Origin of the sequence: Ameyamaea chiangmaiensis (genome assembly GCF_013376175.1) — a bacterium.
Lineage (GTDB): Bacteria > Pseudomonadota > Alphaproteobacteria > Acetobacterales > Acetobacteraceae > Ameyamaea > Ameyamaea chiangmaiensis.
In genome coordinates, this window is sequence record NZ_JABXXR010000008.1 from 1 (window position 1) to 21224 (window position 21224).

Here is a 21224-nt window from a genome sequence, read left to right on the forward strand (position 1 = left end):
GATCCGTGGGACGTCCGCGCCGACGTGGGGGAGGCACTGGCCGCGCTGGGCGTGCCGCCGGAGGCGACCAGTGTCACGGCTGACGCGCCGCGCCATTACCATCCTGGGCGGTCGGGCGTGGTTCGACAGGGCCCCAGGACGGTGCTCGCCACATTCGGCGAACTGCACCCGTCGGTTCAGCGTGCGCTGAAGTGCGAAGGCCCGGTGATGGCGTTCGAGTTGTTCCTCGACGCGATTCCCGATCCGAAGAAGCGTCGCCGGGCGGCGGTCGCGCTGTCGCCGTTCCAGCCGCTGACCCGTGACTTCGCGTTTGTCGTCGCGCGCGACGTGGACGCGGCGACGGTGCTTCGCGCGGCACGCGGCGCGGAGCGGACCCTGATCAGCGCAGTGCGGCTGTTCGACGTGTATGAAGGCGACAAGATCGAGGCGGGGCACAAGTCGCTGGGCGTGGAAGTCACGCTTCAGCCCACCGACAAGAGTCTGACGGACGCGGAGATCGAAGCGGTCTGCGCCCGGATACTGGCCGCCGTGACCAAGGCAACCGGCGCCACCCTACGCTGAGGATCAGTGTTTAGCCGCCCTGCGCGACCACGCGCAGGGCGGCCAGGAACCGTTGCGTCGGCGGGGTCAGCGTGGCGTGCTGGTCGGACGTCGGAACCAGCGCGCGCAGGGCGGCGTACTCGCGGTTGGCCCGCGCTTTCCAGCGCGCCTCGATCTCCGGGATCGGCAGCGCCGTGTGCAGCATGAACGCCAGGTCGACGATACGCGTCCCGGGATGTTCAACCCCCACCAGTGGACGTCCGACACGCACGGCGGTCGCGTCGAGGCCCAGTTCCTCGTCCGCTTCGGCCAGAAGCTGGGCATGCAGGTCGACGGTGTCGTCGCCGTCCCGCGACTCCACGCTGCCGGCGGGACAGGCCTGCCAGCGACCGGGCTGGTAGATGGCATCGGCTGCCCGCTGGCCCACCACGATGCCCTCGGGCGCCTGCAACACCCCCACGACGGCTAGCGGCCGCAGGTTAAGGGCGCCGACCAGTCCCGGATCACGCATCTGGGCGAACACGCGGCGGAACTCTGTCCAGTGGCCCGTGATCAGGTCCGGGGCGATGGCGTCCGCGCTGAAGACGCGCCCATTGAACAAAGTCGGGCGGGCGTCCCGGGCGGCGTCCCACAGCGCGTCGACGCGGGCTTCCACCTCCGGTGCCAGAGGGGGCGCGTCGCGGCGCCCGACCTCGACCCGCACGTCGTGCGCCAGGGAATAGACGGGCCAGTCCGCGTCGTCGGGCATGGGTGGAACTCCTTCGGGTCGATGCATCCCCGGGCCGGTTCGTGCGTTCGAAGCCGGACGCGTGATGCGGCATTCCCGTTGCGTGCGAGAGGATGGAAAAGGTCAGCATGAAACTGTTCTCCTGCGGACGATGCCAGCAGGTCGTCTTTTTTGACAATGAGCGCTGTGGCGTCTGCGACCTGCCCATAGGCTATCACCCGGCCGGGAACGTCTTCATCACGCTCGAGCGCGACGAACAGGGAGACGGAGCGGGCTGGCGCGATGCGTCCGGCCAGAGCGACGGCCTGTTCCGTCTCTGCGGCAACGCCCAGCATGGGGTGTGCAACTGGCTGTGCGACGACGGCACGGACGACACCTATTGCCGCGCGTGCCGCCACAACAAGATCATCCCCGACCTGACGATCGAGGGCAACGAAACGCGCTGGGAAAAGCTCGAACTTGCCAAGCATCGCATGTTCTATTCATTGGTGCGGCTCGGCCTTCCGGCGCCGACGCGTCTGGAAGACCCCGAAGGCGGCCTGGAATTCGATTTCAAGGGCCAGGAGCCTGACGGCACACCCGTCCTGACCGGGCATGCGGACGGCATCATCACGATCGCCCTGCGCGAGGCGGATGATATCGAGCGCGAGAAGATGCGCGTCAGCATGGGGGAATATTACCGCACGCTGCTTGGTCATTTCCGGCATGAGATCGGGCATTTCTACTGGAACGTACTGGTGCGCGACGCCGGGTGTCTCGATGCCTGCCGGGCCGTGTTCGGCGACGACCGGGCCGATTACAACGAGGCCCTGCAAACCCACTACGCCAACGGGCCGCGTCCCGGGTGGCAGAACGATTTCGTCAGTGCCTATGCCGCGTCGCATCCGTGGGAAGACTTCGCGGAGAGCTGGGCCCATTACCTGCACATCGTCGATGCGCTCGAGACGGCGTCGTCCTATGGGATGAGCCTGCGCGCCGACGTGCCCGACCCGGCGGCCTTGACCGTCGCGATCGATTTCGATCCCTACGCGCCGGGCGCGTTCGACCGCGTGCGCGATGCCTGGTTTCCGCTGGCATCGGTCGAGACGGCCCTGAACCGGTCCATGGGACTGGGAGAGTTCTACCCGTTCCTGTTGAACAACGCCGTTCTGGACAAGGTGGCGTTCATCCATCGCCTTGTGCACGGCGAGGTTCCGCGTGACGAGGTTCCGGCCTGACAGGGGGTTCGCACTGGGGCGGCATTCGCCCCGGCGCGTGGCGATATCAGCGGTTCGGCGGCGCCATGAATTCCGGCCCGACCGGGTCGGTGATGGTTTCTTTCAGGATCGCGTCGATCTCTGCCCGATCCTCGTCCGACAGGTGCCAGCCGAACACGTCGGACACCCCGTCGATCTGCGCGGGCTTGCGCGCACCCCACAGGGCGATCATCGGACCCTGATCGAGCACCCAGCGAATCGCCAGCACCATGACCGACGTGCCATGGCGTTCGGCCAGCGCGCGCAGCCTGTCGACGGCGGCCAGATACTGGGCAAAGCGCAGGGCCTGAAACTTGGGATCGGCGCTGCGCAGGTCGTCTTTCGGAAACGTGGTGTCCGCCGTCATCCGGCCAGCCAGCAGGCCACGGCACAGGGGACCATAACCCAGGCCGACGAGCTTTTGCCGGACCAGATACGGCAGGATATCGGCCTCGATCCCACGTTCGAACAGGTTGTAGGGCGGCTGTGCGGTCGCCAGTGGCGCGTGCGCGGCAAACGTCTCCATCTGCTCGACGGAATAGTTCGAAACGCCCAGAGCGCGGACCTTGCCCTCCCTCACCAGCGCGGCGAGGGTTTCGGCGGTCTCGGCGATGGGCGTTTTGTCGTCGGGCCAGTGAACCTGATAGAGGTCGATATAGTCCGTCTTCAGCCGACGCAGCGACTCCTCGATTTCCTGCCGGATACGGGCGGGTGTGCTGTCGCGGAACGGCTTTTCGTCCTTCCAGTTCAGCCCGACCTTGGTGGCGATCACGGCCTTGTCGCGCCGTCCCGCCAGCGCGCGGCCGATCACCTCTTCCGAATGGCCAAAACCGTAGACCGGGGCGGTGTCGAGCAGGTTGACGCCCTCGTCCAGGGCGCGGTGGATGGTGCGAATGGCGTTGTCGTCGTCGGGGCCGCCCCACATCCAGCCGCCGATCGCCCACGTGCCCAGGGCGACGCGCGAAACGGGGGTGGAAATGCCGGGAATGGACAGGGTGTCCTGCGCGATCATCGGGAGTCTCCTCGCATGATGGAACGACTGACCCCGCGCGGCCTGACCAGACCCTCTCCCTGGCCTGGGGATGCCGCGCGCGGTCGCGGACGGCATCACACGGCAATTGCCCTTTGCCGTAAATCCCCCCACAACACCAAGCATGAGCGTCACGCTGCCTTTTGATGAGATGGTCGACGGGATCGGCGGTGTGCGTCCGTACTGGCGGGCGCTGCTGGCGTCGATCAACGAGCTTGGAGCCGCTGAACTGTCCGAGCGGGCGGCGCGTCTGGCGTTGCCCGGCGGGGTGGCCTGCGACCCGGTCCCGCTGCTGCTCGACCGGGGGACGTTCGCCGACCTCGAACGCGGTCTGCTGGAGCGCGCCGACCTGCTCGACGCCTGCCTTGCCGATGTCTATGGCCAGCGCACGCTGTTGGCGGCAGGCATCATTGCGCCGTCGCTGCTGTTCGGCTCGTCCGGTTTCGTTCGGATGGGGCAGTTCGGGGATGAAGGCGGTCGGTTGCTGCGGGCCTTCGCGGTCGATCTCGTGCGTGGGCCAGAGGGCCAGTGGCGCGTCGTGGCCCAGAAGGCCGCGCGCCTGGACATGATCGGCACCATGGTCGACGCCCGTCGGCAGATGGAGCCGGCGGTTGGTGAGTTGTTCAGCAGCTATGACCTCGAACGTCCGGGGGCAGCGTTCGAAAACTGGGGCGACGACCTGCGCCGGGCGTGCGCGTCGTCCGGCCGGGCCCCGCGTCTGGCGGTCCTGTCGCGTCCACGCGGCTCCGGCTGGCGCGAGGACGACCTGACGCTGGCCCGCAGGCTGGACGCGCTTCTGGTCGAGACACGGGATCTGACGGTGCGCGACGCGACCCTGTGGCTCAAGACCGTGCGTGGCTTGCGTCCGGTCGACGGGTTGTTGTCGCAGGCCGACATCGCGTTGCTTGATCCGATGGAGTTCGCCGACGGGATCGGCGACGGAATCGCGGGCCTGATGGAGGCCGCGCGGGCGGGGACGGTGCATCTGCTCAACGATCCGCGCGCCGCGCTGATCGAGATGCCTTGGCTGGGTGCCTGCACCGACGGTATCGCGCGTCACGTCGGCATCGGGACACTGCGTCTGCCCGATATCGCCCAGCATCTGGTGATAGGGGATGAGGACTGTATAGCGCCCTGGGGCGCGTCACGCTGGTTCCGGGCTGCGCTGGACCGAAGGGCGGTCGCGGTGCGCGCGGAGGCGGAGCCTGCCGGACCGTGCGTAGCCTATCCTGCGCCCGTCTTCTCCACGGTGCCGTCCGTCGCGGCCGGTTCGCTGGAGCCCCGCCCGTTCGTCCTGCGGATGTTCGTCGTCCATGACGGCGGCGACTGGCGCGTGCTGCCGGGGGGTGTCGCCCGCACCCCGGATGCGGGTGGCTTTTACGACGCGCCCTGTCGGCTGCTGCGCGACGTCTGGGTGGAGGCCGAGGACGCGACCCGCATCATGGGACCGGCGGACCGTCAGGGTGTGACCCAACTGGCCATGCGCGGCGAGGGCGATCTGCCCAGCCGTGCCGCCGACGACCTGTTCTGGCTGGGTCGGTACGTCGAGCAGTTCGAGACCGGCATCCGGGTGGTCGCGATGATCGGTGCCCGGCTGGCCCGCGCCCGGCCATCCCCGCGCGAGCGCGCGGAGCTGGACGTGCTGTTCGCGGTGCTGGCGGCGTGGTACCCGCGCCTTGTCTGGCCCGGGGAGGGGGCGGGCATGGGGCTGCTGCGCAACGCGCTGGCGCCGCTGTTCGCCGATGACGAGCGTCCGGCCCAGCTTCTGGGGCGGCTGCGGTCTCTTGCCGATGATCTGCGCGACCGTCTGAGCGTCGAGTTGTTCGACACGATCGACGAGGAGACGCGCGCCCTTCGGATCGAGGCGGCCCGGCTGGGGCCCGACCTGCGTGAAGGGCGCGAGATGGCGCTGCTGGCCTTCTGCCGTCATGCGTTGCGCTTCTGCGCCATGTTCGCCGGTCTGACGTCCGAAAACATGGTGCGGCTCGGCGCGCGACAGTTCCTCGACCTTGGCAGGCGTATCGAGCGCGGGGCCGGGCTGTGCCTGTTGACCGGCGCGCTGGGCAATACGCTGGTCGGAGGGGGCGCCGCGCGCTGGCACGATGGCGCCCGGCTGGCCGTCGAACTGTTCGACAGTACCCTGACCTACCGGGCCCGCTATGGTGTCGAGATCGTGCCGGCGACCGCACTCGCGCTGTTGTTCGGTGACGAGGGCAATCCGCGCAGCCTCCTGTTTCAGGCGCGCGCGATAGAGGCCACGCTGTGGTCGCTGGAGGGGGACATGGATCCGGGCGCGTCCCTCGCGGCCGAAGGGCGTGTGCTTCTGGACCACGTCGCGGCGCTGGCCGACCCCGATGTCACACCGGTGTTGGCAGACCTTTCGCCGCGTCTCGAAGCGGTGCGGGGGGAATTGTTCGCGCTTTCTCGCAAGATCATGCGACGCTATTTCGTGGTTCTGGCGCCCCACAGCCTCGACTCGTTCGGCGACGGCGACACCAGCGAGAGTGAGGGCGGGGCATGATCTACCGGGTGCGCCACGTCACGCGCTACGCATACGAAACGCCGGTCGATCTGGCCACGCATCTGGTCCACCTGACGCCACGCGCGGCATCAGGACAGGAGGTCGTGCGCAGCACCCTGCTGGTCGACCCTCCCGCGTCGCGCCGGACGGACGGGACGGACTATTTCGGCAACCCGATCGCATGCCTTTTTCATGAGGAACCGCATACGTCATTCGTCTTGACCGCCGTCTCGGACGTGTCGGTCGCGCCGACTCGCAGCCTGACCCCGGGCCCCGCGTGGGAAAGTGTCGTCCGGGCCGTGCGCCATGACGCCTCGGCCTGGCAGGCCGCCGAGTTCACGCTGGCCAGTCCGGCTTGCCCGGTGTCCGCGCGCGCGGGAGAATGGGTTGCGACGTCGTTCACACCGGGTCGGCCCATCGGGGACGCGGTGATGCACCTGACACGCCGAATCTACACCGATTTCAGCTTTCGCGCGGGCGTGACCGGGCTTGCCACCACCATTGACGAGATTCTCGATGGACGGGCAGGCGTATGTCAGGATTTCACCAATCTGATGATCAGCGGTCTGCGGTGGTTGGGCGTGCCGGCACGTTATATCTCGGGTTACATCCGTACCTATCCGCGAGGCGATGCGGCCCAGTTGCTGGGCGCCGACCAGTCGCACGCCTGGGTCGGGGTGTGGCTTGGCCCAGAGATGGGATGGGTCGGGTTCGACCCGACGAACGGCATTCTAGGCGGGGGCGAGCACGTGATCACGGCCTATGGGCGCGATTATCGGGACATCAGCCCGGTGCGCGGCATGATACTGGGCGGCGGCCGTGGCTCGATGTCCGTCGAGGTCGATCTGCTGCCGTGCGATGAGGCACAGGCGCGCGGCGTGCTCTTTCCCGAAGAGAAACGACCGGCCCCGGGGTAGGGCCGGCCGTTGACGGTCAGAACAGTTCGATGTGGCTCTTGAAGCCCAGCATGGCCTGATTGCGCAGGCCGATCTGTGCGCCGGGGTTGAAATAGTACTGAAAGTCCGGTGCGAACGTGATGCCCCGGAAGACGTGGATCTGATACATCGCCTCAATGACCGCGCCGTAGGTCTGCGGCAGCAGCGACCCGTTGGGAATCGCCAGACCCTGCATGGCATACAGACGTTCGGTCTTCGTCAGTTTTCCCGATACCCGGACATAGGAAAAATTGATCCCGAACGCGTCCTGCGGCCGCGAACCCCAGAACCCGCGATCGAGCATGCCGAAGCTGTATTGCTGGCCACGGGTCTGGGTTTGCTCGTTATTGAAATAGGCCGTCCCGATCAGGGTGATGCCGGCTTCTGGCGCGCCGCCGGGATGGTGATAGACCATCTGGTCGGCCAGCGCCCACGCCGACCACGAACCATGCACCGTGCGGGCGGGTAGCCCGGTCAGCGCAAACGGGTTGCCGTTCCCGTCGTAGTAGGTGTCCTTGTGATCGGCCGTATCGCGCGCGTAGCCTAGCTTGTAGTGCCCGGGCAGTGTGCCGTGGGCGAACACCGGTTCCCAGCCGAGTTCGACCGGAATCGCCTCACCGTCGATATCCGCGCCATTGAACTTGAAGCCCGTGCGATATTGCTGGACGCCGTAGATGCTTTGCGACTGCGAGAAATAGACGCCGACCTGGAGGTAGGTGTGCGGGCTGGGACGACCCCGCAGACGCAGTGCCCAGTTCGCGTCCGGATAGGACGCATGCGTCGTGTTGTCCGACGATGCCTTGGGGTTACCGCAGAACGAGTTGTTCATGAAGTTGCAGTAGAGCGGATTGGACGAGAAATCGCTGAGGAACGACATGCGCCCGGCGGCGGCATCGAAACGCCCCTTGGCCATCGTTTCTTCGGCGTAGGCATAGACCAGATGGACGACGACATTGCCACCGCCGCCGTAGATTTCCTGGCTCGGGTTGAGATTGTCGCCGAACATCCGGCTCGCCGGAATGCCGTAGCGCCCGACGATCACGGCGTGGGTGGACAGACCTCGCACACCCGCCAGACGTTCCCAGTCAATGTCGTTCTCGATCGAGTATTGCCCGGCAGTGCTCGCCCCCTGACGCAGCCCGTAACCCTTGGTGGGCGCCGTGATCATGCCGGACATCTCGTTCGTGTTGTCCAGCAGCAGCGCCACGCCACGCTCGCGCAGCCACGAGTTCCAGCCGTACGGGTCCGGCAGAAGCGCTTCGGGGCGCGGCAAGGGCGGCACGGCCTCCTTCTCGAACTTGTCCGCGCCCAAGGGTGTGTTCACGCGCTCGGACGGATATTCGTTTGTCTGGTCCGGTGCGGCGTGATCCCAATTGTAGCGCGCGCGCGGCGTGGCCACGACGTGGGTGGTTTTTCCCCGCGTCGTGATTTTCTGGACGGCGGCGGGTTCTGCCCGGGCGGCGCCGGTATAGCCTGGCCATGAAGCGGAAAAAAGCGTGAGACAGGCAGGAAATGTGAATGCGACGGCGAGAGAAAGACGGGCCATCTAGCGGCTGGCCGGTCTATAGATGGAGTGGCCTGTCGTCATCGTCATGGCGATTACCTTTTTGTTCTTGTGCATGTGCGGAAATGACGCAACGAACCGGGTAAAGTTCGATACGACTCTCACTATTATAACGAAATCGGGCATCTCCGTGGCAAGCGGCCCGATCGGTGGCTGTGTCGCAGCTCTATTATCGCGGCGTCAGTGTCACCGATACCGGACAGTGATCGGAGAGGTGCGGCTTCTCTGTCGCCGGTTCTTGGTAGGTCAAGACGCGCAGACTTCCGGTGTCGAGCCACTGGCGGGCCTGATTCCCCAGAAGGATGTGATCGATGAAATACTCGCCGCCCCAGCAGGGGCTGGCAAGTCCGGCCGTCGTCAGGGTCAGCGCGCCGCCCTGCTGCGCGAGCGATTGATAGAACGGATCACCGGACGTCATGCGGCGGTTGAAGTCGCCGATGATGGCGAACGGCTCACCCTCGTCCTGCCGCTCCAGCACCCAGTTGTCGAGCACGGCAAGCTGCTGGCGCAGGATCGGACAGGAGTGGCCCCGTTCGCCGAGCGGATCGTCCCAGCACCCCGTCTTGAGGTGCACGACCAATACTCGCAGGGCGTGCGGGCCGTTATGCACAGTAACGTCCAGGCCGCTGCGCAGATGGTGGGCGGCCGCCTTGTCGGAGACGTCTAGCTCCCGAAGGGTGGGATTGCGTGTAACGGTCCAGGGCCGCTTTATGGCCAGACCGACCTTCTGCACCACGTCGTCATCGGTCAGCACGACCGAATAGAGCGGCGTCGGGAACAGCCGCTGTGCCGCCTTGACGTCGTCGACTTCCTCGATCCCCACAATGTCCGCATCGAGACGGCGCGCGTAGGCCTGCAGTCGGGACAGGTCGGCCTCGCTATGCCCGATGACGTCCGGCGGGAGGGCCGGATCCCCCGCCGCCCGGCTGGTCAGCCACGCCAGGTTCCACGTCGCCAGTTTAAGGGGGACTGCGTCGACATGGGCGGGAAAACATCCCAGTGCCACGCACACGAGGCCGCGACACAGGGATCGCGTCCCATACCTGCGCGCGTCCGTCACAAGGCCGCCGTCATGCCGCGGCGGACGTCTCCAGACGCGACAGTGCTTCGTCCACGCTGATGCTCTGCCGCGTCTGCTCGTCCAGAACGGTCACGGCACCGGTTTCGATGTCGTAGAACCAGCCCTGAAGAATGAGAGTGCCGCGAGCGAGAGCGGCGGCAACGGCCGGATGCGTGCGCAGGTGCGCGATCTGCAACAGGACGTTCTGCTCGGCCATGCTCTGCACCGACGCCGGACCGGCACTGGTGGCCTCCAGCTTTGTCGCGATCACCGCGCGTGCGGCTTCGGCATTGCGCAGCCACGACCGTACGGTCGGCATGCTGTCCAGCGCCGAGGGATCGGGATTCAGAAGCGCCTTCATGGCGCCACAGTCCGAATGGCCGCAGACGATGATGTGCGACACACCCAGCGCCATCACGGCATATTCGATCGCCGATGAAACGCCGCCCAGCATCTCGCCATAAGCGGGGACAATGTTGCCGATGTTGCGCAGGACGAACAGTTCGCCGGGTTTGGTCTGGGTGATCAGGCTCGGGTTCACGCGGCTGTCGGCGCACGCGATGAAGAGTGTGTCCGGCGACTGCCCGTCGGCGAGTTCCGCGAACAGTTCCTTCTCCTTCGGAAACACGTCCGTGTTGAAGGTCTTGACCCCGTGAAGCAGTTCGATCAGCGACGCGCGAGCGGATGTGTCGGCCATGGTAGTCCTCCTTGAGCAAGGGTGTCGGTTCCGCTCCGGCGTCGCCGGGAGGGCGACATGAAACGAAGCGAGACCTGTGGTCACCCCATGTGACGTTGTCCAACTTGCGACAAAAGCCCGAGATCATACCCTTTACGAAAAAACCGGCCCTGGCAACGATATGTCATCCATGACTCATCGTGAGATACGAACTATACACGAAAATCATGGAATTTCCGTAATATAGGCGACTTACTCACAGACTTGCCAACAGGCCTGTTCAGGCCCCGGCCGCCAGCAGAGTCCGGATCGCATCGAACGCGGCGTCGACCGCGGTGGCATCGGGACCACCGGCCTGGGCCATTTCCCGCCGTCCTCCACCGCCTTTCCCGCCGAGCGCCACGCTCGCCGCGCGCACCAGCGCCACCGCGTCCTGTGTCGGGACCAGGTCCGGCGTCACATGGACGACGACGCTGGCCTTGCCTTCCGCCGTCGACGCCAGCGCGATGACGCCCGAACCCAGCTGCTTGCCGATGGTTTCGGCCAGGGTCTTGAGTTCACGCGGCGGCACATCGCCGAGATTGCGCGCCGCGAACGACACGCCGCCAACCGTCTCGGCGGCCGGAGGGGCCCCCCCGGTCGTGGCGCCGCCCGTCACGAGTTTGCGCTGAAGCTCGGAAATCTGCCGCTCCATCGCGCGACGTTCGTCCAGAATGGCGGCCAGACGCTCGGGTGCATCGGCGGTGCCGACGCGCAACATCGACGCCATCTGGGACAGACGCTGTTCCGCCAGCAGTGCGGCTTTCTCCGCCGCCACTCCGGCGACAGCCTCGATCCGACGCACGCCTGCCGACACACCGCTTTCGGAGACGATGCGGAACAGGCCGATATCGCCCGTTCGGCCGACATGCGTGCCGCCGCACAGTTCGATCGAATATGCCTTGCGCCCGTCCTCGCCGTCGCCCATCGACACGACGCGGACCTCGTCGCCGTATTTTTCGCCGAACAAGGCCATCGCGCCGTCCTTGACCGCCTGCTCGGGCGTCATGGAGCGTGTGGATACGGCCGAATTTTCGCGAATGCGCGCGTTTACCGAGGCTTCGACCGCGGCGAGCTCATCAGCCGTCACGGGACGCGGCTGGCTGATGTCAAAGCGCAGCCGCTCCGGCGCATTCAGGCTGCCTTTTTGCGTCACATGCGTGCCCAGAGCGCGCCGGAGTGCCTCATGCAGCAGATGCGTTGCCGAATGGTGGGCCCGGATGGCCGAGCGGCGGTCATGGTCGACCGCCGCCGTCACCGCCAGACCGGGGCGTACCTCGCCCTCGATCACGGTGCCGTAATGGACCAGAAGGTCGCCGGCCTTCTTCTGGGTGTCGGTGATCGCGACGCGCACGCCCGGCGCCGACAGGATGCCGGTGTCGCCCACCTGACCACCGCTCTCGCCATAAAACGGCGTCTGGTTCAGCAGTACCGCGACCCCGGTGCCCGGGCCGGCGGATGTGACCTCGCGGTTTCCCTCGACCAGCATCGTGATCTCGGCGTCGGCCGTCTCGGTTTCGTAGCCCAGGAATTCGGTGGCACCGAAGCGGTCCCGCGCCTCGAACCAGATCGTCTCCGAGGCGGAGTCGCCCGACCCGACCCAGGCGGCCCGTGCGCGCGTGCGCTGTTCGGACATGGCGGTGTCGAAACCCGCCACATCGACGCTGCGCCCCTGTTCGCGCAGAGCGTCCTGCGTCAGATCGAGCGGGAAGCCGAACGTATCGTACAGCTTGAACGCGACGGGGCCCGGCAGAGCCTCGCCATTGCCCAGCCGGCCGGTTTCGTCGGCCAGAAGGGCAAGCCCGCGTTCGAGCATCGCCTTGAAACGCTCTTCTTCCCAACGCATCGTCTCGACGATCAGCGCCTCGGCCTGAACCAGCTCGGGGTATGCGGCCCCCATCTGCCGGATCAAGGCTGGGACCAGACGGAAGAACACCGGCTCTCGCGTGCCCATCATGTGCAGATGCCGCATGGCGCGGCGCATGATGCGGCGCAGGACATAGCCGCGCCCGTCCTTGGACGGCAGGACGCCGTCAGCGATCAGAAACGCGGTCGACCGCAGATGGTCGGCCACTACACGGTGACTGGCCTTGAACGCTCCGTCCGGGTCCTGTCCGGTGACGTCGGCCGACGCCAGGATCAGCGCACGCAGGGTGTCGGTATCGTAATTGTCGCGCTTGCCCTGGAGAATGGCGGCGAATCGTTCTAGCCCCAGGCCGGTGTCGATGGACGGGCGGGGCAGGGGCGTGCGCGTGCCCGGCGGATCCTCGAAGAACTGCATGAACACGAGGTTCCAGATCTCGACGAAGCGATCGCCGTCTTCATCCGGCGAGCCGGGTGGGCCGCCGAAGACGTCCGGGCCGTGGTCGTAGAAGATTTCCGAGCATGGGCCGCAGGGGCCGATGTCGCCCATGCGCCAGAAATTGTCGGACGTCGGGATGCGGATGATCCGGTCATCCGGAAGGCCGGCGATCTTGCGCCACAGGGCGGCGGCTTCCTCGTCCTCGGAATAGACCGTGGCCAGAAGCTTGTCCTTCGCAAGACCAAAGTCCCTTGTGATGAGCGTCCATGCCAGCTCGATCGCGCGCTCCTTGAAGTAGTCGCCGAACGAGAAATTTCCCATCATCTCGAAAAAAGTATGATGGCGTGCCGTGTACCCGACATTGTCCAGATCGTTATGTTTGCCGCCCGCGCGAACCACTTTTTGCGCGGTCGTCGCACGCTGATATGGGCGCGTCTCAAGGCCGGTGAAGACGTTCTTGAACTGCACCATTCCGGCGTTGGTGAACAGAAGCGTCGGGTCGTTACGCGGAACAAGCGGCGATGACGGGACGATCTGATGATCGTTCGATGCGAAATAATCGAGGAACGTCGCGCGGATATCGTTGGTGCTGGTCATGGTGCGAGGTGGCTGGTCCGGATAATGGGCGCGCGGCAGGCGCGTGTGGTCCTGACGTAGCGCAGCAACTTAGTCACGTCCATTGGCGGATGGGCGCTTTACCCGGAAGACCAGACGCCGCGACAGGCTGAAGTTGGCGAACATCCCGGTCAACGCGCCGACGGCCAGCGCCAGAGGAGGATACGCCACGCACAGCGGCACGGTCAGGAACAGCGTGTACACCGCACTGCGGTTGAGCAGAAAACCCACCGTGTTTGCGCCGAGAAAGTGCAGCCACTGGCGCAGAAGCCCGGCGTCGGAGGCAACATGCCGAAAGGTCCAGAGGCGATTGGCAAGCCAGTTCAGGCTGGCGGCAACGAAATAGGCGACGAACGTGGCCGTCATGAGACCGACCACCGGCCGCAGAAGATAGACGGTTCCCGCATCCCAGACGAAACCGAGCGCGCCGACACATCCGAACCGGAAAAACTGGGCAAGCGTCGCGCCCGCGGGGGCCAGTGCCTCGGCCGTTGGCGTAACGAGCGGGTCGACCGGAACCACATCGACAGCCGGGTCGGCGGGGGGCGAGAGCGGGGCCGGATCAGAAGCGATGTCCATCTGATCCTCATAAAAAAAAGGGGCGCCCAAGGGCACCCCTTTTTCCCGAAATCCGGGACGAGATCAGTGAAGAATGATCTCGACGCGACGGTTCTGCGGCTCGCGGGTGTTCGGACCCGTCGGCACCAGCGGGTGGGCCTCGCCGTAACCGTGGATGTCGATGGCGTTCGCCGGGACACCGTCACGAACCAGCTCAGCCTTCACGCTGTCAGCGCGACGGATGGACAGGCCCATGTTGTACTTCTCGCCACGCGCACCGGGGTGAGCAGCCGAGTTGTCGGTGTAGCCGTTGACTTCGATGCGGGTCGTCTGGACGTGCGTCGAAGCCTGAGCTGCCTGGGCCACGATCTCACGCGCACGCGAGGTCAGGACCGACTTGTCCCAGTCGAAGAACACCAGATAGGTGCGCGCGGGCGTCGGAGCCGGCGGAACGACGACCGGAGCCGGCGGCGGCGGCGGCGGAGCCGTATCGAAGGCGTAGCGGATGCCCACGTTGAACTGATGACGGAACGCGTGGTCGAAGTTCGCGTTGCCGGCGATCTTGCCCATCGGACCATAGCTGGTCGAACGGAACGAGCCGTCGGTGAACGTCGTGCCCATCATGCGGTAGTCCGCCGTGACGGCCAGACCCGGGACGCCCGGAATATCGTAGGCTGCGCCGACGATGCCCTGATAGGCGAAGCCGCCGTTCGTGCCGCCGATGCGGTTAACAACGCCGTTGGCGAAGTTCGTCTGCACCGGGTTGAAGTGCTGCCACAGGTAGCCGGCGCCAACGCCGACATACGGAGTAACAGGCACATTGATGCCGAACTGGGTCAGATCGATGTCGTACAGGACATTGATCAGGCCGCCGTATTCCTGCGTGCTGCCGCTGGTGCTGCCAGGAGCCGACGTGGCGCGCAGATGGTTGATCTGCGAGTAGTTGTAGACGCCTTCGACTTCAGCGCGCAGACCGTTGCCGAAGCCCCAGCCAACCGCGCCGCGGCCGGTGAAGCCGTCCTTGTGACGCAGACGAGCGCGCGACCCGGTCTGACCGCCCTCGAGCGTGCCATTGGAGAAGTGCCCGTGCTGGTCCTGCATCAGGTTATACCCGCCGCCGAGATCGACATACGGGCCCGTGATCGTGCTCGCCTGCGAGGCGGCGACCGGTGCTGCGGCGATCAGGGCCGTAGCGAGTAACGTCGAGCGTAGACGCATTTTTTCGTCCTCATTTATCATCATCAAGTTCGAGACGGCGCCACCAAGAAGGCATCGTCCCAGCGTGATGCAAAACCCCCTATAGAACCTAAGGTTCCGGCAGAGGAACCCGTCTGACACCCCGGAAAAACGATCTCCCGTGAACTGTGGTAATTTTAGCACAGTCCGGAGCGCGGGAGGATTTGGGTGCATACGGGCGCCACATGCCGCAAATCTCAGCATTGCGTCTGTACAGAACAAAATGCCCAGCTGATAGGAACTTAACGCATGGCAGGGTAACGCCGACGTGTGCTTCTGCCCTGATTGGGGCAATATCAGGGCACGCAGCCCTCATCGTCGAAGAGTGCCCGCACACTGTCGGCCGGTACGTCGCGGCACGTGAACGCGGCGCCGATTCCGCGTGCGAGAACAAAGGACAACTGTCCGTCACGCATCTTCTTGTCTCGCTTCATGTGATCCAGCAGCGCCTCCGTGCTCAGGCGCTGGTTCAGCCATGCAATCCGGTCCGGCATTCCGTTGCGTTCGAGATGGAGGCTTATACGTTTCAGGTCATCGGCCGGGCAGACACCCAGCCGTACCGACAGGTCGAACGCGAGGCGAAGCCCGATCGAAACGGCCTCGCCATGTAACAGGCGGCCGTCGAAACCCATCTCGGCTTCCAGCGCATGGGCGAACGTGTGCCCCAGATTGAGCAGGGCGCGGCCATTTTCACCCTTTTCCTCGCGTTCGTCATCGAGCACGACGCGAGTCTTGAAGGCGCAGGCGCGCTCGACCGCCTCCGACAGGACCTGCGGATCGCCCGTCAGCACGGCTGGCGCGTTCCGCTCGCACCATTCGAACAGCGCGGGGTCGGAGATCAGCCCTGCCTTGAGGATTTCGGCGTATCCGGCCCGGACTTCGCGGGGCGGGAGCGTCCGGAGGGCCGATATGTCGGCCAGCACCGCGATGGGCTGATGGAAGGCTCCGATCAGGTTCTTGCCATAGCGGCTGTTGATCCCCGTCTTGCCGCCGACCGAGGAATCGACCTGCGAGAGAAGCGTCGTGGGGATCTGCACAAAGGGCAGTCCGCGCAGTGTGCTTGCGGCCACGAAACCCGCGAGATCGCCGACCACGCCGCCACCGAGCGCCACGACGGTGGTGCGGCGCTCGACCCCCTGTTCCAGAAGGCCGTCGCTCAGTTGACCGAAAATTTCCAGACGCTTGGACGATTCTCCGGCCGGAACCGTCAGGGCGGTCGCGGCGATGGCGGTGCGTTCGAACGACGCCATGAGGGCGTCGAGATGCAGGGACGCCACCGTCTCGTCGGTGATCACGATGACGCGCTTTTGCGGCAGGACCGGGGCCAGCAGTGCGCCTGCGCGTGCGATCAAACCTTCGCCGATAGTCACATCATAGGCGTCATGCGGCAGCCCGACGTGGACCTGACGGGCCTGAGGGTGGTTGGCCAGCGCCTCGATCACGCGCGTTGCGGCGTTGTCCACGCTGTCGTCGGTGCTGTCCACGATGATGTCGGCCTCTGCATAGATGGGGTAGCGGACGGCGATCAGTTGCTCGAGCGCCACGATGGGGTCGCTTCCGTTCAGAAGCGGACGATGGGTTTTGCCCTGCACGCGACGATGGAGGGTCGAGAGGGGACAGCGCAGCCAGACCGACCGGGCACGGGCGCGGATCAGGGCGCGCGTGTCCGCGTCCATGAAGGCGCCCCCGCCCGTCGCGATCACGGCGGCGCGGCCTGCCAGCAGGCGACTGATGACGCGCTTTTCGCCCTTGCGGAATTCCGCCTCGCCGTGACGTTCGAACAGTTCGGCGATCGTGCAACCGGCGGCCCGTTCGATTTCCGCGTCGGCGTCGATGAAGGGCAGTTCCAGACGCTGCGCCAGACGACGCCCGACGGTCGTCTTTCCGGCACCCATAAGACCGACGAGGACGATGTTGCTGCGTCCGGCGGTCGCGGTGCGCTGCGCGGATTCCGCGTCGACGGCCAAAGCGTCGGGGGGGGACGCGAGAGTGGGCAGGATGGTGCGTGACATGATCGCCAACCTAACATAGAGCAGGAGGCGCAGCCATCCGCTGTGTCGGTCCCGCGCGACGACGACCGGCTGTTTCGTTCGCTTTTCGCCCTGATACTCGACAAGGATTTCCATGCGTCGCGTAGCTCTTGCCGCCGCCGTGCTCGTCGTGGTCGGCCTGTTCGCCGGCTTTCTCTCGCTCGGGTTTTCGGCCAAGCCGCCTCTGCCGCAGGACGTCCACAAGGATCTTCCGGCCAGCACCTTCGCCAGCGCGGCGGCTCCGGTGACGCCCCCGCCCGTTCCGGCTGCGACCCCCGCGCCTGCCCCGGAACCCACCACCCCGCCAACGGCCGCAGCGGCACATTGAGCGGTGTCTCGGCCAGCATAGACTCCTTCCTCGAAATGCTGGCCGCCGAACGTGGGGCGGCCCGCAACACGCTCGCCGCCTATCGGCGCGATCTGGACGACTGCACGGCGTTCGTGGTGCGGCATGGCGGTCACACGTTGCGCGATGCGACAGCTACCGATCTGCACGGCTATCTTGCCAGTCTGGGCCAGGCCGGTTTCGCCGCGCGCACAGTTGCCCGGCGACTGTCCTGTCTGAGGCAATATTTCCTGTTCCTGATGCGCGACGGCGTTCGTCGTGACGATCCCACGGCCGAGTGCGAGACGCCGCGTCGGTCCGTGACGCTGCCCCGCGTGCTGGGCGAGGGCGATATCGCCGCGTTGCTGGACGCGGCGACCGCGCCTCCCGATGCCTCGCCGCTGCGGCGGCGGCGTAGCGCCATCGCACAGGCCGCGATCGAGATGCTCTACGCCAGCGGCCTGCGCATCTCCGAACTACTGGCGCTACCGCGCGTGGTAGCGCAGGCGGGCGGTGGTGCCGGGATGATCGTGGTGCGGGGCAAGGGTGGTCGGGAACGGCTGGTGCCGCTGTCCGAGCGCGCGCGAGACGCCGCACGCGCGCTTCTGGCAATCGATGGCCGCGATGCCGACTCCGATCCGCGCGGTCCCCTGTTCGCCGGCCGCACGGCCGGGCGTCCCCTCACGCGGCAGGCCTTTGACCATATACTCGCGGAGGTCGCCCTGCGCGCGGGTCTGCCGACGGGCGCGGTCTCGCCGCATGTGCTGCGCCATTCCTTTGCCAGTCACCTCCTGGCCCATGGTGCGGACCTGCGGGCCCTTCAGACGTTGCTGGGCCATGCGGATATCAGCACCACCCAGATCTATACCCATGTGATGGACGAACATCTGCGTGATCTGGTGGAGCGCCACCATCCTCTCGGCGGCGGTGCGGAGCGGCCTTGAACGCATCTTTGTGGCAGCGAGGGCGACAAGATGCTTGGCAAGCGGCGCCACTGTGCTAATGGCCAACGCCATGCGTCAGTTTCTAGACTTCGAAAAATCCGTCGCCGAGCTTGAGACCAAGATCGACGAGTTGCGTCAGATGTCGGGCTCCGAAGGCGTCAATATCGCCGATGAGGTTGGCCGCCTGTCCGAGAAGGCTGAAAAGCAGCTTCGCGGGATCTACGGCAAGCTGACGCCGGCGCAGAAAGTTCAGGTCGCACGCCATGCGCAGCGTCCGCACGCGCAGGATTACATCCGCGCGCTGATCACCGAGTTCACCCCGCTTGCCGGCGACCGCCTGTCGGCCGAGGACAAGGCCGTCGTCGGCGGTGTCGGTCGCTTCGAGGGGCAGCCCGTCGTCGTGATCGGGACCGAGCGCGGCAGCGACCTGGAGACCCGGCTGGTGCATAATTTCGGCATGGCGCGTCCCGAGGGCTACCGCAAGGCGCAGCGGCTGGTCGAGCTTGCCGCCAGGTTCGGGCTTCCCATCCTGACCTTCGTCGATACCGCCGGGGCATGGCCGGGAATCGACGCCGAGCAGCGCGGTCAGGCGGAGGCCATAGCGCGTTCGATCGACGTGTTCCTGAACGCGCCGGTGCCGGTGATCGTCACCGTGATCGGCGAGGGCGGGTCCGGCGGCGCGGTCGCGTTGGGCGCAGGCGACCGGATCCTGATGCTGGAGCACGCGATCTACTCCGTGATTTCGCCCGAGGCATGTGCCTCGATCCTGTGGCGTGATCCCAAGCAGGCGCCGACCGCAGCCGAAGCCCTGCGCCTGACGGCTCAGGACCTGCTGGAGCTGGGGCTGATCGACCGCATCATCCCCGAGCCGCTTGGCGGTGCGCAGCGCGAGCCGGCGAAGGCGCTGGAGACGGTTCGAAAGGCCATCGCCGCGGAGTTGCCGGAGCTGCTCGGACTGGAACCCGCCCTGTTGCGCGCGCGGCGGCGGGAGAAATTTCTCGCCATGGGTCGTGAAGCGGTCACCTGACCGCCTCCCACTCCGTCAGGCAGGCGGCTCGCCTTCCTGCGGTGTGGCACCCAGCGCCACGATCAGTGCGCGAATCGCGTCTGATGCCCCGGCGAGAGCGCTGCGATCCAGACCCTTGGCGACAAGCGCCACGCCGTGACGTCCATCCGGGCGATGAAACGGGTATGAGCCAAGATCGAGGGCCGGGTAATCCCTGGCAATCGCCGCGAATCCGGCCGCCAGACCGCCCTCGAACAGGTCGAACGCATACCAGCTGCATGAGACGACCGGTCGGCCGCCCCTCAGCCCTGGCGCCAGTTCGTCGAACATCGCACGCATGATGGCTGGCACGCCCGCCATCACATGCACATTCCCGATAGAGTAGCCCGGTGCCAGAGAAACGGGATTGCGGATCGGCACCGCGCCGCGCGGCAGCATTGCCATGCGCTGCCGGGCGGCATTGAACCGTTCACGCGTGAAATAGGCCTCCAGCAGAGCGAAGGTCTCGGGATGGATCTCCCACGGAACACCCATGGCCTGTGCGACACATTCGGACGTGATGTCGTCGTGCGTCGGGCCGATGCCGCCCGTGGTGAACAGATGGTCATACCGGGCCCGCAGGTCGGTGATCGTCGCGACGATAAAATCGTGATCGTCGGGAATGACGCGTACCTCGCGCAGGGTGATCCCCAGCGCGCCCAACCGTTGTGCGAGAAAATTGATGTTCGCGTCCTGCGTCCTTCCGGACAGGATCTCGTTACCGATGACAAGCACGCTGGCCGTCGGATTCGCGTCAGTCGTCGAGGGTTGCGACATGGGGCCTCCTTGGCGGGTAGCGTGGCGGGGTTCATTATGGCCCTGCACGCGCCCGGTCGAACAGGCGCTTTTTAGCGCGGGCACCGCCGGTGGCGCCCTGCGGGACGGACGAGGTAAGGATCACGATCATGACAGCTTCAGCACTTTCCGGCGCGGTGTCCGGTCCCCTGGTCTGCGCGTGGGACCTGAAGGCGGAACTGGGCGAGGGACCGGTCTGGCACGAAGTCGAGCAGGCGCTGTTCTTCGTGGACATCAACGGCCGTGCCATCCACCGGCTGGATCCGGCAACCGGCGAGAAACGGTCGTGGACGGTGCCAGGTCGGCCCGGCTTCGTGGTGCCGACGCCGACGCGCCTGCTGTTGTGCGGGATGCAGGACGGTCTGCACTGGTTCGATCCGGCCACCGGCACCTGCGACCTCGATACGGTGGTGGAGCCTGAACGGCCGGGGAACCGGCTGAATGACGGCTGGGTCGATCCGACCGGGCGGCTCTGGTTCGGGACGATGCATGATGCGGAAAGCGAGCCGACCGGATCCCTGTACTCGGTCGCGCATGGAGCGGATGGCAAGCTGCATGTCGTCCGTCACGACGAAGGCTATGTGGTCACGAACGGCCCGACGGTGTCACCGGACGGGACGACGCTCTACCACAACGACTCGGCTAACCAACTTATCTACGCCTTCGATCTGCGTCCTGATGGGCAACTCGCCAACCGGCGCGTCTTTGCGCGTCTTGCCGACGGCCATCCCGATGGCGTCGTCGCCGACAGCGCCGGCGTTCTGTGGGTGGGGACGTGGCAGGGCGGGCGGGTCAGCCGGTTCGCGCCGGACGGGACCGAGCTTGAACCTCTGCCGATCCCGGCGCGCAATGTCACGAAGGTTGCCTTCGGGGGCGCCGATCACCGCACTCTGTTCATCACAACGGCACGCAAGGACACCGACGCGGCGACGTTGGCCGAGCTTCCGTTGACGGGTGGGCTGTTTTCGATTCGCGTCACGACGCCGGGTCAGGCGCAGGCGGCCTTCCGGCTGGATCGCTCGATCGTGCTGTAATGGCGGCGGCGGT

Annotated in this window: 18 protein-coding genes; 8 read left to right on the top strand and 10 right to left on the bottom strand. The window is 66.1% G+C overall.

Annotated features, from left to right (window positions below):
• On the top strand, positions 1-561 hold a 561-nt coding region (locus HUK82_RS02285), incomplete at its 5' end, for a phenylalanine--tRNA ligase subunit beta-related protein (protein WP_456304192.1).
• 10 nt (positions 562-571) lie between these two features.
• Here HUK82_RS02285 and HUK82_RS02290 read toward each other — a convergent pair.
• A complete protein-coding gene (locus HUK82_RS02290; protein ID WP_176612414.1) occupies positions 572-1288 on the bottom strand; it encodes a hypothetical protein in 717 nt (238 codons plus the stop codon).
• 107 nt (positions 1289-1395) lie between these two features.
• Between HUK82_RS02290 and HUK82_RS02295 the strand changes: the two genes are divergently transcribed.
• The gene (locus tag HUK82_RS02295) at positions 1396-2484 is read left to right on the top strand and encodes a zinc-binding metallopeptidase family protein (RefSeq protein ID WP_176612415.1); all 1089 of its coding nucleotides are present in this window, start codon (positions 1396-1398) and stop codon (positions 2482-2484) included.
• A 46-nt stretch (positions 2485-2530) separates the two neighbouring features.
• Here the strand turns inward: HUK82_RS02295 and HUK82_RS02300 are convergent, their stop codons facing one another.
• Positions 2531-3514, bottom strand: coding sequence for an aldo/keto reductase (locus HUK82_RS02300; protein WP_212647810.1), 984 nt, complete (start codon positions 3512-3514; stop codon positions 2531-2533).
• Between the two features lie 142 nt (positions 3515-3656).
• Between HUK82_RS02300 and HUK82_RS02305 the strand changes: the two genes are divergently transcribed.
• Together HUK82_RS02305 and HUK82_RS02310 are read left to right on the top strand one after the other, a co-directional pair.
• Entirely contained in the window at positions 3657-6053 is a 2397-nt protein-coding gene (locus tag HUK82_RS02305) for a circularly permuted type 2 ATP-grasp protein (RefSeq protein ID WP_176612416.1), read from the top strand.
• Complete coding sequence (locus HUK82_RS02310) at positions 6050-6970, top strand: transglutaminase family protein (protein WP_176612417.1); 921 nt, start codon at positions 6050-6052, stop codon at positions 6968-6970. Before HUK82_RS02305 ends, HUK82_RS02310 begins: the two co-directional genes overlap by 4 nt.
• Positions 6971-6986: 16 nt before the next feature.
• Here HUK82_RS02310 and HUK82_RS02315 read toward each other — a convergent pair whose 3' ends face one another.
• From HUK82_RS02315 to aroB, 7 genes are all read right to left on the bottom strand, one after another.
• Entirely contained in the window at positions 6987-8534 is a 1548-nt protein-coding gene (locus HUK82_RS02315) for a carbohydrate porin (protein ID WP_176612418.1), read from the bottom strand.
• A 187-nt stretch (positions 8535-8721) separates the two neighbouring features.
• On the bottom strand, positions 8722-9564 hold the full coding sequence (locus HUK82_RS02320; RefSeq protein WP_373318256.1) for an endonuclease/exonuclease/phosphatase family protein: 843 nt from the start codon (positions 9562-9564) through the stop codon (positions 8722-8724).
• 58 nt (positions 9565-9622) lie between these two features.
• Positions 9623-10309, bottom strand: coding sequence for a carbonic anhydrase (locus HUK82_RS02325; protein WP_176612420.1), 687 nt, complete (start codon positions 10307-10309; stop codon positions 9623-9625).
• A gap of 259 nt (positions 10310-10568) precedes the next feature.
• The gene (gene alaS, locus HUK82_RS02330) at positions 10569-13226 is read right to left on the bottom strand and encodes an alanine--tRNA ligase (RefSeq protein WP_176612421.1); all 2658 of its coding nucleotides are present in this window, start codon (positions 13224-13226) and stop codon (positions 10569-10571) included.
• Positions 13227-13295: 69 nt separating this feature from the next.
• On the bottom strand, positions 13296-13823 hold the full coding sequence (locus HUK82_RS02335) for a GtrA family protein (protein ID WP_176612422.1): 528 nt from the start codon (positions 13821-13823) through the stop codon (positions 13296-13298).
• 63 nt (positions 13824-13886) lie between these two features.
• Positions 13887-15020 (bottom strand): OmpA family protein, encoded by a 1134-nt coding sequence (locus tag HUK82_RS02340; RefSeq protein WP_176612423.1) that lies wholly within the window; start codon positions 15018-15020, stop codon positions 13887-13889.
• A gap of 314 nt (positions 15021-15334) precedes the next feature.
• Positions 15335-17050, bottom strand: coding sequence for a 3-dehydroquinate synthase (gene aroB, locus HUK82_RS02345; protein WP_176612448.1), 1716 nt, complete (start codon positions 17048-17050; stop codon positions 15335-15337).
• Positions 17051-17162: 112 nt separating this feature from the next.
• Between aroB and HUK82_RS02350 the strand changes: the two genes are divergently transcribed.
• From HUK82_RS02350 to HUK82_RS02360, 3 genes are all read left to right on the top strand, one after another.
• A complete protein-coding gene (locus tag HUK82_RS02350) occupies positions 17163-17396 on the top strand; it encodes a hypothetical protein (RefSeq protein ID WP_176612424.1) in 234 nt (77 codons plus the stop codon).
• On the top strand, positions 17393-18337 hold the full coding sequence (locus tag HUK82_RS02355; protein ID WP_176612425.1) for a tyrosine recombinase: 945 nt from the start codon (positions 17393-17395) through the stop codon (positions 18335-18337). Before HUK82_RS02350 ends, HUK82_RS02355 begins: the two co-directional genes overlap by 4 nt.
• Positions 18338-18407: 70 nt before the next feature.
• A complete protein-coding gene (locus HUK82_RS02360) occupies positions 18408-19364 on the top strand; it encodes an acetyl-CoA carboxylase carboxyltransferase subunit alpha (protein ID WP_176612426.1) in 957 nt (318 codons plus the stop codon).
• A 15-nt stretch (positions 19365-19379) separates the two neighbouring features.
• Here the strand turns inward: HUK82_RS02360 and HUK82_RS02365 are convergent, their stop codons facing one another.
• On the bottom strand, positions 19380-20159 hold the full coding sequence (locus tag HUK82_RS02365; RefSeq protein WP_176612427.1) for a competence/damage-inducible protein A: 780 nt from the start codon (positions 20157-20159) through the stop codon (positions 19380-19382).
• A 128-nt stretch (positions 20160-20287) separates the two neighbouring features.
• Here HUK82_RS02365 and HUK82_RS02370 point away from each other — a divergent pair, with 128 nt between their 5' ends.
• Positions 20288-21211, top strand: coding sequence for an SMP-30/gluconolactonase/LRE family protein (locus tag HUK82_RS02370; RefSeq protein ID WP_176612428.1), 924 nt, complete (start codon positions 20288-20290; stop codon positions 21209-21211).
• The last annotated feature ends 13 nt before the right edge of the window (positions 21212-21224 follow it).

Excerpts from the sequence above, each read along its gene's own strand:
- HUK82_RS02290 (WP_176612414.1), bottom strand. The coding sequence starts at position 1,288 with ATGCCCGACGACGCGGACTGGCCCGTCTATTCCCTGGCGCACGACGTG.
- HUK82_RS02295 (WP_176612415.1), top strand. The coding sequence starts at position 1,396 with ATGAAACTGTTCTCCTGCGGACGATGCCAGCAGGTCGTCTTTTTTGAC.
- HUK82_RS02300 (WP_212647810.1), bottom strand. The coding sequence starts at position 3,514 with ATGATCGCGCAGGACACCCTGTCCATTCCCGGCATTTCCACCCCCGTT.
- HUK82_RS02305 (WP_176612416.1), top strand. The coding sequence starts at position 3,657 with ATGAGCGTCACGCTGCCTTTTGATGAGATGGTCGACGGGATCGGCGGT.
- HUK82_RS02310 (WP_176612417.1), top strand. The coding sequence starts at position 6,050 with ATGATCTACCGGGTGCGCCACGTCACGCGCTACGCATACGAAACGCCG.
- HUK82_RS02315 (WP_176612418.1), bottom strand. The coding sequence starts at position 8,534 with ATGGCCCGTCTTTCTCTCGCCGTCGCATTCACATTTCCTGCCTGTCTC.
- HUK82_RS02325 (WP_176612420.1), bottom strand. The coding sequence starts at position 10,309 with ATGGCCGACACATCCGCTCGCGCGTCGCTGATCGAACTGCTTCACGGG.
- alaS (WP_176612421.1), bottom strand. The coding sequence starts at position 13,226 with ATGACCAGCACCAACGATATCCGCGCGACGTTCCTCGATTATTTCGCA.
- HUK82_RS02335 (WP_176612422.1), bottom strand. The coding sequence starts at position 13,823 with ATGGACATCGCTTCTGATCCGGCCCCGCTCTCGCCCCCCGCCGACCCG.
- HUK82_RS02340 (WP_176612423.1), bottom strand. The coding sequence starts at position 15,020 with ATGCGTCTACGCTCGACGTTACTCGCTACGGCCCTGATCGCCGCAGCA.
- aroB (WP_176612448.1), bottom strand. The coding sequence starts at position 17,050 with ATGTCACGCACCATCCTGCCCACTCTCGCGTCCCCCCCCGACGCTTTG.
- HUK82_RS02350 (WP_176612424.1), top strand. The coding sequence starts at position 17,163 with ATGCGTCGCGTAGCTCTTGCCGCCGCCGTGCTCGTCGTGGTCGGCCTG.
- HUK82_RS02360 (WP_176612426.1), top strand. The coding sequence starts at position 18,408 with ATGCGTCAGTTTCTAGACTTCGAAAAATCCGTCGCCGAGCTTGAGACC.
- HUK82_RS02365 (WP_176612427.1), bottom strand. The coding sequence starts at position 20,159 with ATGTCGCAACCCTCGACGACTGACGCGAATCCGACGGCCAGCGTGCTT.
- HUK82_RS02370 (WP_176612428.1), top strand. The coding sequence starts at position 20,288 with ATGACAGCTTCAGCACTTTCCGGCGCGGTGTCCGGTCCCCTGGTCTGC.